At 41.2% G+C, this 13,478-nt stretch carries 13 protein-coding genes; 3 read left to right on the forward strand and 10 right to left on the reverse strand.

Annotated elements, in window-relative coordinates:
• Positions 1-115: 115 nt before the first annotated feature.
• Entirely contained in the window at positions 116-958 is an 843-nt protein-coding gene (locus tag AACW45_RS03335) for an alpha/beta fold hydrolase (protein WP_190631117.1), read from the forward strand.
• A 203-nt stretch (positions 959-1,161) separates the two neighbouring features.
• On the opposite strand, the gene AACW45_RS03340 is transcribed toward AACW45_RS03335, so the two are convergent.
• From AACW45_RS03340 to carA, 5 genes are all read right to left on the reverse strand, one after another.
• A complete protein-coding gene (locus AACW45_RS03340) occupies positions 1,162-1,464 on the reverse strand; it encodes a DUF1816 domain-containing protein (protein ID WP_096641827.1) in 303 nt (100 codons plus the stop codon).
• A gap of 96 nt (positions 1,465-1,560) precedes the next feature.
• Positions 1,561-2,625 carry a 23S rRNA (guanosine(2251)-2'-O)-methyltransferase RlmB gene (rlmB, locus tag AACW45_RS03345; RefSeq protein WP_190631119.1) on the reverse strand — a complete coding sequence of 355 codons (1,065 nt, stop codon included), beginning with the start codon at positions 2,623-2,625 and terminating at the stop codon, positions 1,561-1,563.
• 98 nt (positions 2,626-2,723) lie between these two features.
• Positions 2,724-3,203, reverse strand: coding sequence for a ribonuclease III domain-containing protein (locus tag AACW45_RS03350; RefSeq protein ID WP_190631121.1), 480 nt, complete (start codon positions 3,201-3,203; stop codon positions 2,724-2,726).
• A gap of 376 nt (positions 3,204-3,579) precedes the next feature.
• Entirely contained in the window at positions 3,580-4,038 is a 459-nt protein-coding gene (locus AACW45_RS03355; RefSeq protein ID WP_242045598.1) for an STAS domain-containing protein, read from the reverse strand.
• Between the two features lie 105 nt (positions 4,039-4,143).
• Positions 4,144-5,310 carry a glutamine-hydrolyzing carbamoyl-phosphate synthase small subunit gene (carA, locus tag AACW45_RS03360; RefSeq protein ID WP_190631123.1) on the reverse strand — a complete coding sequence of 389 codons (1,167 nt, stop codon included), beginning with the start codon at positions 5,308-5,310 and terminating at the stop codon, positions 4,144-4,146.
• A gap of 335 nt (positions 5,311-5,645) precedes the next feature.
• Between carA and AACW45_RS03365 the strand changes: the two genes are divergently transcribed.
• Positions 5,646-6,701 carry a retropepsin-like aspartic protease gene (locus AACW45_RS03365; protein WP_190631292.1) on the forward strand — a complete coding sequence of 352 codons (1,056 nt, stop codon included), beginning with the start codon at positions 5,646-5,648 and terminating at the stop codon, positions 6,699-6,701.
• Here AACW45_RS03365 and trpD read toward each other — a convergent pair.
• Together trpD and AACW45_RS03375 are read right to left on the reverse strand one after the other, a co-directional pair.
• A complete protein-coding gene (trpD, locus tag AACW45_RS03370) occupies positions 6,631-7,722 on the reverse strand; it encodes an anthranilate phosphoribosyltransferase (RefSeq protein WP_190631126.1) in 1,092 nt (363 codons plus the stop codon). The genes AACW45_RS03365 and trpD overlap by 71 nt on opposite strands.
• A gap of 304 nt (positions 7,723-8,026) precedes the next feature.
• Positions 8,027-8,842 (reverse strand): DNA adenine methylase, encoded by an 816-nt coding sequence (locus AACW45_RS03375; RefSeq protein WP_190631128.1) that lies wholly within the window; start codon positions 8,840-8,842, stop codon positions 8,027-8,029.
• A 214-nt stretch (positions 8,843-9,056) separates the two neighbouring features.
• Between AACW45_RS03375 and AACW45_RS03380 the strand changes: the two genes are divergently transcribed.
• On the forward strand, positions 9,057-9,236 hold the full coding sequence (locus tag AACW45_RS03380; RefSeq protein ID WP_190544681.1) for a high light inducible protein: 180 nt from the start codon (positions 9,057-9,059) through the stop codon (positions 9,234-9,236).
• 215 nt (positions 9,237-9,451) lie between these two features.
• Here AACW45_RS03380 and AACW45_RS03385 read toward each other — a convergent pair whose 3' ends face one another.
• Genes AACW45_RS03385 through AACW45_RS03395 form a run of 3 tightly spaced genes read right to left on the reverse strand, consistent with a single transcriptional unit; the run spans position 9,452 to position 13,470 of the window.
• Entirely contained in the window at positions 9,452-10,861 is a 1,410-nt protein-coding gene (locus AACW45_RS03385; protein ID WP_190631130.1) for an EH signature domain-containing protein, read from the reverse strand.
• A gap of 13 nt (positions 10,862-10,874) precedes the next feature.
• Complete coding sequence (locus AACW45_RS03390) at positions 10,875-11,525, reverse strand: OmpA/MotB family protein (RefSeq protein WP_190631132.1); 651 nt, start codon at positions 11,523-11,525, stop codon at positions 10,875-10,877.
• Entirely contained in the window at positions 11,518-13,470 is a 1,953-nt protein-coding gene (locus AACW45_RS03395) for a hypothetical protein (RefSeq protein WP_190631134.1), read from the reverse strand. The genes AACW45_RS03390 and AACW45_RS03395 overlap by 8 nt, the downstream gene beginning before the upstream one ends.
• Between the last annotated feature and the right edge of the window lie 8 nt (positions 13,471-13,478).

A 13,478-nucleotide genomic window follows, 5' to 3' on the forward strand; every position in this document is an offset into this window, starting at 1 on the left:
CCATGCCCTCTAGAATATATTGATACGCCACAAACACTATTTAAATTGGTATCAGAAAGAAAGAGGTTTTTAGTTAACATAAATAATTGTTGTCACAGCTGAAAAATGGGGAATCATGAGCGATCGCCATAGTGCTAAAGCTGCAAAATTAAATGTCTATATTCAAGGTCAAGGCTTCCCCATCTTGGCTTTACACGGCCATCCTGGTTCCGGTCGCAGTCTTTCTGTATTTACAAATCACCTATCCCAGCGCTATCAAACTTTTGCCCCTGATTTGCGTGGCTATGGCAAAAGTCGCTTTCAGGGCAATTTTGACATGGAAGACCATATACATGACTTAGAAGCTCTTCTAGACCGCTTGGGAATTGAAAAATGTCTAGTACTAGGATGGTCGCTGGGTGGGATTTTGGCGATGGAACTGGCGTTACGTTTACCACAACGGGTAACAGGGCTGATTTTAGTAGCGACAGCAGCCAGACCTCGTGGTAATCATCCCCCAATTACTTGGCAGGATAATCTCTATACTGGTGTAGCGGGGATCTTGAATTATATTAAACCAGGTTGGCGATGGAATATTGAAACTTTTGGCAAGCGATCGCTATTTCGTTACTTAATCCAACAACATACACCTACAGCTTATAGTTATCTTGCCAAAGATGCCGTCCCCGCTTATTTACAAACTTCTCCTGCGGCAACTCGTGCCCTTTATACTGCCATTCGCGCTGGCTACAACAGGCTAACAGACTTAGAGCAAATAGAATGCCCCAGCTTGGTACTTGCAGGTGCCCAAGACCGACACATCACCGTTGATGCTAGTTTAGAAACAGCTCGTCACCTGAAAAACTGTCAGTGGGAATCTTACGCCAATACAGCTCACCTCTTCCCTTGGGAAATTCCCCAGCAGGTGTTGAGAGATATTGACTACTGGCTGGAAGCAAATTCTTCAGAAATTCTCTAATGCTGATAGTAGCGGTTGGAATTATTGAAATTGAGCCGCCAGATTTCTTCAATCTGGCGTAGCTAATAATTCCCACCAGCAAATCTAAAAGCAAATTTGATTGGTTCTACCAGGAATTAGCAAGGCCAGGTGGTCTACTCTCAAAACTAGAGCAAGCAACTGGCTTCTCAATACTGAGCATTTGATAGTGAATGTTGCCTAAATTAAATCTGACCGCTAAAGGCAGGCGTTACTTTGCGGTCAATCCGTTCCCCCAGGTCTTCAGCAATTGTTAAAGAATCTGGTTTACAACGCTTGACAGTCACAGTAATTCCTTGTGCGCCTTCTGACTCCAAATCTTCTACATAACCCTTAATAGACAGATTAGCTTCGACAGCGTTAATAAACGGGCCGAAGTAGTAAGTGCAGCGAGGATTTTGGGTCACTATCTCTACCCACCAAGCCATGCCTAGATTGTTGACTGTGCTAATCAGCTTTTCCTTGAGATCATCCCAAATGGTTTTCATGGTAGTTGCCAATTTATGAATGAGGTACTGGATATTAAACTGTTTTTTGCTTTTGATTTTGCTTTACATTTCTTTATACTCTGTTATTCTGAATTTTCAAAGAGGTTTTGGTAATCTATCCAGGTAGTGTGTGTTGAGCAAGCGCTGGCGAGAAATTTCATAAAGCGCCATTCCTGCGGCTACAGAGGCATTCAGGCTAGGGGTTTTACCCTGTAGGGGGATGGATACTAAAACATCGCAAGAGCGTTGTGTTAGCATACTGAGTCCTTCACCTTCGGAGCCAATCACTAAAACGATGGGGCCTCTGAAATTGACTGTGTGCAGGGGTTCACTACCGGCGGCTGCTGTGCCATAAATCCAAAAGCCAGCTTCCTTGAGTTCTTCCAAAGAACGGCTCAGATTTACTACACGAGCAACGGGGAAGTTTTCTAAAGCACCTGCTGCCACTTTTACCACAGTTGAAGTGATCCCGGAAGCCCTTCTTTGAGGAATAACTAATCCTTGCGCACCGATAGCTTCTGCTGTGCGAATAATTGCACCTAAATTATGGGGATCGGTAATCCCATCAGCAACGATAATTACAGGATCGTTGACAGATTTTGCCTGAGCAATTAAATCTGGTAACTCAATATAGCTATAGGGAGCAATTTGTGCAGCTATCCCTTGATGATTAGCACCGTGGGTGATTTGATCTAAACGCTTAGGTTCTACTTCATCAATGACTGCACCATTATCTTTAGCTTGTAAAATCAAATGATGAAAGCGGGGATCGTAACGTAACCGAGAAGTAATCCAGATGCGGTTAAGCCCGCGCTGACTTTCTAAAGCACTTAAGACTGGATGACGGCCATAGATGATATCACTCTCTTCTGATGCTTGGTGTATATCTGTATTGGGATGAGGCAAGTGACGCTGCTGGTTGCTTCTTATCGTTACAGGTTTAGCATCACCAGTTCTTATCGTTACAGGTTTAGCATCACCAGTTCTTACCGTTACGGGTTTAGCATCACTAGATTGATGATGACGCACGGGTTTAGCATCACCAGGACGGGACTTGCGAATGGGATTAGCGAGAACGCGCTTTTTACCTTTGACTTTCACAGGTAGGCCGCGATTAGGTTCGCCAGCAGTTTTGATTTTTCTGGGTTTATCTGATGACATAGAAGTATTTGCTATTACTTATAAGGTGGGCATACTGTTTACTAAACTTACCGAAGCTTACTCGGCCTAGATTTTGCTAGCGTGAGATTAACAGCCCACTATTTTTCTAGATGGAGTTTCTGTAACAGTTCGGTTAAGCGGGTAAAGTCTGTGAGATAAAGGTAGCCAATTAAAGTTTCTAGACTAGTTGCTTGCTGGTAAATTTCTGGATCAACCCGTTTAGAGCGTCCTGCGGCCGCATTACGACCCCGTCGGACAATATCTAATTCACTATCCCTCAGATGAGGTATTAGCGATCGCAAATGTAGCGCCTGTTGTTCTGCTCTTACCTGTGCCACTACCAGACGATGGTAAGTGTCTGGTCGCTGCAATGGCATTAGATAAAACATTCTAACATATAGCTCATAAATTGCATCTCCTACATATGCTAATGCAGCAGGAGAGATTTGTTGCACTTGTGAAACAGAAATTTGTTGGGGTAGTTGAAATTTGTTTGCCAAGAGCGATTCAGTCCAAAATGAATTCTGTGTCACAGGTTCATCTTGTCCATCTAATAACTCTTCCTCCTTAGGCGTCACAAGTTAACTATTCCTTCTTGTGCTATATTTGGCAGCCATCATTGCTCTTGTGTTTACATACTTAGCATTATCTACACTATCAAAAATTACTGAATAAATTTGATCTTTTTATTGAGAACTGAAAATTTTAATAATTTTAATATTTGTTAGCTATATTTATTGGCGATCGCTTTAGCTACTTATCTATATATTGGTCATTAGTCATTGGTCATTTGTCAACACAAATGACACAAGACAAATGACTATTGACAATCTGAGCGAAAAAATGAACAATTTAGACGCTCGTTAGCTTAGAGAAGTTTGCTAGCCAACTCGGCTAAAAATTAAGCTATCCAGATAAAGCATCGGATAGCTAGATTGTTTTTTGGTCAAGCAATCAAGACGACTTGATGTTTTCTAGAGCCGCGTCAACGGATGATTGCAGGGCGAGAAACTTCTCTAAGCGAACAAGCTTGACCGTTTGAGTTACACGGGCATTAGTGACAATTTGCAAGGTGCCATTAGCGGTTTGAGCTTGCTTGGCTAGTTGTACCAAAGCACCTAAGCCAGAGCTATCAACAAAGTCAATTTGTGAGAGATCCAAAATAATATTTTTTGGGCCCTCATCAATTTTGCTACTGAGTACCTTGCGAAATGTCGGCTCAGAAAAAGCATCTAATAAACCTGTGAGGCGGAATAGCTGACAGTTATCCCGGGCTTCACGAGTACCCCTTAGGCTCACAGTTAGATTCAGTGGCTCAGCAATAACTCCCTCCTCATGGTGAAAGTGAACGCTCCAGTATAATTGGTTTTGGTGCAAGTTGTCTACAACCTGCTGGTTTAGGGTATTGGGCATGGGGCATTGAAAACAATTTTGGATTTTGGATTTGCGATTTTGGATTGTATTTGAATCTAAAATCCAAAATCTAAAATCTAAAATTCCTAGTCCCTAGTCCCTATTTTATTTAACCCCAGTTGCGGCTAATTGGCGTGCTGCTCGCATTGCTTTGACAAATTCTGCAAACAAGTAATCAGCATCGTGGGGGCCAGGACTAGCTTCTGGGTGATATTGTACTGAAAATACAGGTAGAGATTTGTGACGTACCCCGGCAACAGTGCGATCGTTCAAGTTGAGGTGGCTAATTTCCACAACTGCTTCAGGTAAAGAATCTGGGTCAATAGCAAAACTGTGGTTTTGGCTAGTAATTTCTACCCGTTGTTGTAAGCCGGCTGGCTGATTCAATCCCCGATGCCCAAACTTGAGTTTAAAGGTTTCTGCTCCTAAAGCATGACCCAAAATTTGATGCCCCATACAAATACCAAAAATGGGTTTTTCTGCCCCTAGCAGAGCTTTAGCAGTGGCAATCCCTTCTGTCACTGCGGCGGGATCGCCAGGCCCGTTAGAAAGGAAGATACCATCTGGATTATATTTGAGAATTTCCTCTGGTGGTGTATTGGCTGGTACAACAATGACTTGACAACCATAGCTGGCGAGGCGACGTAAGATATTACGTTTCACCCCAAAGTCAAGAGCGACAACAGTAAAGGATTCGCCATGATTTTCCGGTGCATTGGCGTTGAATTCCCAAGCCGGAATTGTCGGTTCTGACCATTCGTAAACCTTTGGTGTAGTTACTTCCCGCACCAGATTCAATCCTTGCATACTAGGCGCAGCCTGTACCTGCTCAAGCAACTCAGCCTCATCCAAAATAGATGTGGAAATCGCGCCATTCATCGCTCCAAACATGCGAATTTTGCGAGTGAGGGCGCGGGTATCAATACCATAAATACCTGGGATTTGGTGCTGTTTGAGGTAGTCAGGTAAAGATTGTGTAGAACGCCAATTACTAGGGCGCTGACAAATGTTGCGCGCGATCGCACCTCTTACCTGTGGTCTAGCCGATTCTTCATCTTCAGCATTGACCCCAGTATTACCCAGTTCAGGATAAGTAAAAACAACTATTTGACCGCAGTAACTGGGATCTGTTAACACTTCCTGATATCCAGTCATACCAGTGTTAAACACTACTTCCCCAATTGTGGTTCCCGTGGCACCAAAAGACCAACCACGATAAGCAGTTCCATCCGCTAGGACAAGTAGAGCAGGTATTGTGTCAGACAGAGACATAGGCAATCATGATTAGGGTTTAGGAGCTAGGGATTAGGGGCTAGGGGTTAAGTGTTTCTTGTGTTTTAGCCTTAGTCTTTATTCCCTAGTCAGCTGCGAATGTTAATTATCCCATGAGTTGGGTAATTTAGCGAGAAGATGGTTAGGGCAGGGGGCGGTCAATGGTCAATGGTCAATAGTCAATGGTCAATAGTCAATGGTCAATAGTCATTTGTCCTCCTTGTCCCATGCCCAATGCCCCATGCCCCATGCCCCATGCCCCATGCCCATTTCTTAACTTTCCTGCAAAAGATGTAGATTTCCTCCCTAAAGGGCGGGTAAAATCGAAGTTAATTATGCTCCAGTCTTTTTTATCCCGTGCAACCCTGGTTGCTGTTACAAGTGCGCTAGCGGTTTTGGGTGTTGCCTGTAGTCAAGACAAACAGAATAATGCTTATCGCGATCGCGAGCAGTCTCCGCCCGTGGACAAGGTAGCAGAAACGCCTGTTGTCGAAGCAGCAACACCATTATCCAGCCCAGAACCCCAGGCACAGTCTTCGTCGGTAGTTGAACTGAATTCTTTTGAGTTGGCGCTAGACAAGGCGGCTGGTGCGATGACGATCAGCCAATCTGCCCAGTCTTCTGATGATTGGAAATTAGTGGCGAGTCAATTCCAAGATGCGATCGCGCTGATGCAAAATATCCAGCAAGAAAGTCCCAATTTCACGGTCGCACAAATCAAAATCTCTGAATACCAGCGCCAGATTAAGTATGCTTTAGACAAGGCTAGCCCTAAACCTGTCATACCAGTAGCGGCTAAACCTCAAAGTGTGGTTGTTGTAGTTCCTTCACAAAAAAACCCGTCTAACCCTAGTCAACCTCCAGCGCCACAGGTGGTAAAACCACAACAACCAGCCGTCCAATCGGTATTAATGCCATCGCCACAAGATACCGAAGATTCAGATGTGTTTATTGCCCCAATTAAACGCCGCATTGGGGGGACACCAATTATTGAAGTTACCTTCAATGGCGAGCGGCGATTTGAGATGATTGTGGATACTGGGGCGAGTGGCACTGTGATTACTCAAAACATGGCAAATACTTTGGGTATCGTCCCTGTAGGTAAAACTAAAGCCAACACAGCCAGTTCCAAGCAAGTGGAATTTACCATTGGCTATGTTGACTCGATGGCGGCGGCTGGGGTAATGGTGAATAAAGTACCAGTAGCGATCGCCGGTTCAGACCTAGAAACAGGATTGCTAGGTCATGACTTCTTTGGTAATTATGATGTCACCATCAAGCGCAACGTCGTAGAATTTCGCCCCCAATCCCACGGGGATATCAATTCCCCAGAAACCGGACTAACTCCTCCAATTTCACCCAAGGAGCGCCAGTATTTAGGATCTCCTTAGCTACCTTAATACCTTGAGCATGGTCTAACAAGGGAATCGCACCTGCCACTTGTAGCGCTAATGAAGCATTTAACGCCACAGCATCCTGTTGCGCTTGAGTTCCCTTACCTTGAAGTACCGCTTTCAGGATTTCCGCATTTTCTCGGACATCGCCGCCTTTGAGCGTGCCTATTGTTGCAGGGGTTAAACCCACATCTTCCGGGTTAATAGTACTTAACTGCACTTCCCCATCCGATAACACAGCTAAATCGGTTACATCTCCTAATCCCGCTTCATCAAGTTTTTCCCGCCCATGTACAACAATTGCCTTTTGCTTACCTAAGTTTTGTAAGGCATGGGCAACAGTTGCTAATAATTTAGGAGTAAATAACCCTACCACTTGCCCAGTCGGATTTAAAGGATTGACTAAAGGGCCGAGTAAATTAAACACAGTCCTTACCTTCAGAGTTCGACGCAAAGCCGCAACTGCTTTGAGTGCAGGGTGCCAACCAGGGGCAAACAGAAAAGTGATCCCCACTTCTTTGACTGCGGCTTGAACTTTTTCACTAGGTGCGCTGAGATTAACACCCAAAGCTTCTAAAACATCCGCGCTTCCTGTAAGACTTGATGCCGAACGATTACCATGTTTCGCCACAGGTACACCATAGGCAGCAGCCACAAAAGCAACGGCTGTAGAAATATTAAAAGTTGATGAACCATCTCCACCAGTACCACAGGTATCAATGAGGGAATAAGGTGAGGAAAGATCCCCAATTCCTTGAGTTCCTGCATTTCCGTATCCTCCCAGGGATTGAGACTGTAGCACTTGTGCCATTCCAGTCAACTCATCAGCCGAAACCCCTTTAAAGTTCAGGGCTGTTAAAATTGCTCCCGATAATTCTGGGGGAACAGATTCACTCAGCCAACCTTGCATCAATTCCGCCGATTGATTGCGGCTTAAAGATTCACCATCAATTAATTGTTGCAGCAGGAGATACCAGCTAGTTGAGATTTCTGGCGTAGAGATGGAGGAAGTTGTCATAGATAAGTTTTGTGTGTGCGCTAGGGTCTGGGAGTTATCCTACCGGAAAATGGGAAACAGTTCGTAATCAGGAATTTAGTCTTTATATATTTGAGGATACTGATGATAAAATGTGCATCTGTTCCCTCAATTCAAATAAAAAAACTTCTCTCCCCTACCCGAAATAACGCTCGCAGGCTAGAAGCCTGGAGCTATAAGTACGAAGCCCACCTTCGTGGGCTTTGTAAGATTAGCCGCACCCTTCTAGGGTGACGGCGGGATTGTGGAATTGTCGAGGGTTGTAATTTGAGGACTGAAATCCTCACTACGAAGAAATAGGATAGTTAGTAATAAATAACTCTTTTCCTTTGGCAGCATTATTTTGTTTATAGTTATTCATCCCATATTGTAATTCCCACTCAAATATATTTGCCCAATTAAAATTTTCTCGGATTTGTGGGGAATTGTCGTAGGTAATTAACCATTGGTGATGGCATTGTTTTAATAATTCAGCAAATTTCTGATGTGCAAACGAGGTATGTAAATTCCCATCTTTGCCATATAGCTTAGATTTGGTAGCGATAAAATAAGGTGGATCTAAAAATAAAAATACTTGCTCCCCTGGTGCATGTAATAATTCACTGTAATCTAAATTTGTAATCAGAATATCTTTTGATAAAATAGTTTCTAATTTTTCCAATCTGTCTATAGATGAATTAGTAAAGCGTTTATGAAAAGCTTCTTGGGAAAATCCACCAGATTCCACAGTTCCCGAAAATGTGATTCTGTTTAGTACAAAAAAGCGGACTGCTCTTTCCAAATAAGATAATTTATTGATATCTATTCTGGTCAATTCTGTAAATAGTAATTTACCATTTGTATATTCTTTTTTAATCCCCCGAATTTCTGTGACTAGTTGAGATATATCAGCTTGGGCAAATTTCCAAAATAGATATAATTCACGGTTTAAATCATTAATCCAAATTTTTAAATGTGGGTATTTTTGTTTTAAATAGATAAATACAGAACCACCGCCTACAAATGGTTCTCTAAATTCCGAGAAATTTTCTGGTAAGTATTCAATTATTTGATTGATTGCTTTTGATTTACCGCCGGGATAACGGAGGGGACTTTTAAGCATGATTTTTTGGCGATCGCAAAAATCTTATTGTAAGTATAAAAATACTCATGCATCCAGTAAACCATAAAAACGACTGATGCAAAATCTCTATGGGTGAGTGCGAATTACATTTATGCTACCTTTGTCAAGAAAATGTTGCATTTCGCTAAAAATCTGTTACATTACTTTACAGGCAGTTACAACTGTCATCACATAAAAGCTCGGAGTGTTATTTATGGCAGACACGAAGAATCCTACAACTACAGTTTCTGAAGATCCTAACGCTTTACGCTGGGGCTTCACTCCTCAGAGCGAAAACTGGAACGGTCGTTTTGCAATGATTGGTTTTATAGCGGCGATTCTAGTGGAAGTTTTTTCGGGCCAAGGAGTTTTACACTTCTGGGGTATCCTCTAGATTTAGCTAGGCTTGATGTTTTGGGAAGGCTGCGATGTGTAGAGTCGTCTAGCTTCTTTTGACTTCAAGACTCATTCAGACTGCGATCGCAGTTGCAATACATTCAGATAAATATCATTCTTTCGATAGTTGTAGAAAATGCAAGCTTATGCATTTTTTACTTGAAGGCAAAGCTGAACATTAATTGTTCAGCTTTGCCTTTCTTCTATTTAGATTCAGTTTGTTAAAAAACAAATTTTGTTACAGTAGGCTCTAGCTTCGCGTTCCAAGCTTTCAATTTCTATTTTCCATCGTGCAAGGCTTTTCTCTCGTGTCTGTAATTTATCTGCTGTAAGATATCTAGAAGTACGGGTATTTGTATTAGGTAGAATTTGATGTTTTTCAAGCCATTTAGGAGAAAATTCTTGCCAAAGAAATACATGATCGTGTCTATCGCCACCCAAACAACGAATCCGTTTGACTGAAAGTCTAGATTCACCAAAAAGAATTTGCTGATTTTTGGAATTATTAGGAAGCAGGCGTGTCTCACTACCTCTTCCCCGAAAAAACTCAACTACAAACCACTCACCAAAGTCAAATATACACACCTCTGTGGGATCGCTCCCATCATCCTCTAGTAAATCAACATCTCCTTTAATTTGCGAGCCTATAGCAAGTTGTGATGTTTTGGGTAAGAGGATGCGCAATCTCTCAAAGCGATTACTGTAATTTATCCAAAATTCCCTGCGTCTACGTAGCTGATTTGACTCAAATTTTTGTAAATTGAGCCTGTTTAATATCAACTCTACTAAGTTTTGGAAATCACTATAATTAATTCCACCAATCCACTCTTTTAGTTTCTGCTTTGCTGGCTCAGAAAGTTGATACCATTTATCAACATTTCGATAATTTTGTCGTAACCATTCAACTAATACTGGATGATTACTTACTATATTATTAGCAACATTGACTAATAAATTATCAACTGCTTTTAACTGCTGCTTTTCTGACATTTCATCTAAACAGCTTAATAGCCATTTAACCTGCTGCCGAGTTGGAGAAGTAATTTTAGAGAAACAGGGAGAGATATATTTTACAAAATCGCTAAAAAATGGTATCCAAACAGGTAAATCATCCTTGATTCTGTTAATCAATTCGCTTTGAGTTAAAAGCTGTTCACAAGCAATCTTTGCTAACCTGATACGAGGTTTTTGACTACGAATTGCTTGAATAATTTTCACTGTTAGCAGTTTATTAACTGACTCAGAATTAGCAAGAACATCAAAAGATTCAGCAAGAGATTGTGCAAAATTATTCTCTTCTTGCCCACTATAATAAAGAGCTATATGCCAGAGCAAATGATGTTGCAACCATGAGTGAGAAATTGCTGCTTTCCAAATTGCTGCTGATGTTGTCTGAGAAAGTTCAAGATTTTGCTCATCCCATTGTGCTTTAGCATGGATGCAGTAAACCCATTCTAAGGTACTGACTTGATCGGCTTTACCTTGTTCAATAGCTTCCAGTACTTTATCAACAGTTGGTATGGATATTGTTGTATCTGGTAAGTTGCTTGCAAGCTGAATTAGTTTATTAGGACTAAACTGGGGAGTTTCAAGTAGGGGAGGAACGGAAAACTGAAAATTCAAGACTATTGCTCCTTTAACGAGAAGTTTTGACGATATCTTTGTTCAATTCATCACTACGAAACTGAAAGCGAAAAAGTACCTTGCGATCGCCTGGATTATCAATCTTCTGATCGGCTTCAATTTCTCCACGACCTGCTGCTAATATTTTCTGGCTTAAAGGTGCTTTAGTTGGGAAATTCATGTCATAGAAAATGTATTTATAAACTGATGAAGAGCGCAGTACGCTAAGTTGTAAATTACTCTTATCATCTCCATCAGAGCTAGTGTGACCTTCTATAATTACGCGACTAATTTCTCTTTCAAATTCTGGCTTTGAAAAAATTACTCCACTGTAAACAGGAATAAATCGGCGGAGGAAAGCTTTACCTTCTGGTTTTAGTTCAGTACTTCCCTTGGCAAATAGAATTGATTCTTGTATACTTACATCTCCGGTTTCTGGGTTGACTTTAACATTGATGTTGTTACTTTTCATCTGTCCTACAACATTACCAATAACTACTCGTTTTGGCACATCTTTTTCTGCCAGTTGAAGTAAAGCAGTGATGAATAATAGAGCAAAAAACATTAGCAATCCAGACATTAAATCGCCAATAGACAGATAAATACTAGAGTCATCATCATCTGTAAGTTCTGCGTCTATTTCACTGGGCATAAAATCATCCATGATAATTTCTCCCATTTATAATTTTATTGCTATCATTGGCAGCAATTAGAACTTTTGCTGTCTCTAGTAAACCTCCACAAACTTTAGCCATAGAACTATCAGCTTCATTGAAAAATTGCATTTGTGATTTATCAAAATGATTTTGCCAAGCTATCAAAGAATCACGGAAACTATTAGATAGTTCTCTGTATTCTCGTCTTACACCTTGCACTTGCTCACCAATACCATGAGCAAGTTCTTCTAGTTGTATTAATCTTTGGCTAGAATTGAGTCCTACAGCTGTCACAAGTTCGCCAACTTCTCTAGCAGCTTGACGAATTTGCGTCATACTCCTGTCTACTTCTTGAGTTAATTGAATTCGCCTCTGAGCTTCTTCTTGAAAAACGCGATCTAAATTCGTCACTACCCTAGCTAATCCATCTCGTTGTTCGCCTAGCGTCCCCTCCAAGAGGTTATTTTGTTCTGTGAAGAATTTATGTAAATTAGTTTGGTATTCTTCTCGGAATTTTGTTAAATCATTTTGTACTGTTTCACGAGTAGCAGTGAGAGTTGTATCGATATGTCCTAAAGTTGCTAGCAGGTTATTTTTAGCATCATTCATCAATATAGATGCTTCATTTCCTACTGTCTGAAGAGTATTAGTCTGATCTTGAAATGCTCTATTTGCTTGGGTGAGAATTTGGATAATTCCAGTTCGAGTAGCTTGGAGAATTTCTTGTTCTACTCTTGCGCGTTCTTGTAGCGCTGTCTGAAGTTCTTCACGAATTCCCCGAAAGGTAGCAGCAGCTTGTTCTGCGCTTGCTTCAAAGGCGCTGCGCTGGGCTGTCATTCCTTGGATACTTTGCTCTACAGCTCGATTAATTTCCTGGGATGTTAGTTGCAAAACACCTTTTGTATCTGTTTGGAATTGACTTAAAGTTTCTCCTAAATTGTTAGCAAATCCTTGAAGTTCTACTAAAGTCTGTTGTTGAAAATTTTGAATTGTCAGAATAGAATTAGCCAAACTTTGAGAGATACCACCCAGTTCCTTATGCAGAGTCAGCACTGCGTCGGAAGCTTGCTGAGTTAATTCAGCACTTTTATCTAGTCGAACTGCTATCGGTTCAAGTACCTCAACTCGCAAATCTTTGATCAGTTCTTCTAAAACTCTTTGTCCTTGATTTTGTTGGAGTTCTCGAAGTTGCTGCTGCTCTTTAAATATTGCTTGCATTCCTGGTAGAATTAGGGTTCGCATTTGCTGTCCAACAGCTTGACCAATGGCTTCAGCACTCAACTGATTTAGCCCTGTAAATTGATCTGCTAAACGGCTCAAAATTGGAACTAATTCAGCATTAGTATTATCTGTTGTTGGTAAAGTTGCGATCTTTTCGAGTCTGTGACGTAAACTATCACGTCGTTTCTGTTTTAGCGAATCACTGATAAACAAAACTAAAGTGAACAAGCTACCAGAACCTAAGCCCATTAAGGAAGTAGAAAATGCTGTTTTCATTCCTTCTAGTAAACCAGTACTAGCTTCCATTAGTTCGCTAGAGTTATTTATGGAAGATAGATTGATACCTTGTAATCCGTCTTGAATACCGTAAAATGTTCCCAAAACACCAATAGCAGTACACAAGGTAGTCACAAAACGTAGGGAACTGCGCGGTATTGGACGAGCTAAAACAGAGGGGTACTTTATTAGTAAAAATTTTTTACCTTCTTTGCTAAATTTGCTTGGCTCATCCGTTCCTAAATGCTTTTTAAACCAGATACGATACTTATCTGAAGGAGTTGCATTTTTAACTTTTTCCAATTTACTCAAAACTTCAATTGCGCCTTGAGTTTTACTACAATACTGCCATACTGTGTAACACTCTACAGTTACTGCAACTATGAATACAAAAGCAGTAGCCCAATGAAAAGGCCCGTTATCCCAAATAATGTCCCAAATTTTTGCTATTCCCACAACAACAC

This window comes from Calothrix sp. FACHB-168, from assembly GCF_963889195.1.
In the GTDB taxonomy this organism is placed as follows: domain Bacteria; phylum Cyanobacteriota; class Cyanobacteriia; order Cyanobacteriales; family Nostocaceae; genus Aulosira; species Aulosira anomala_A.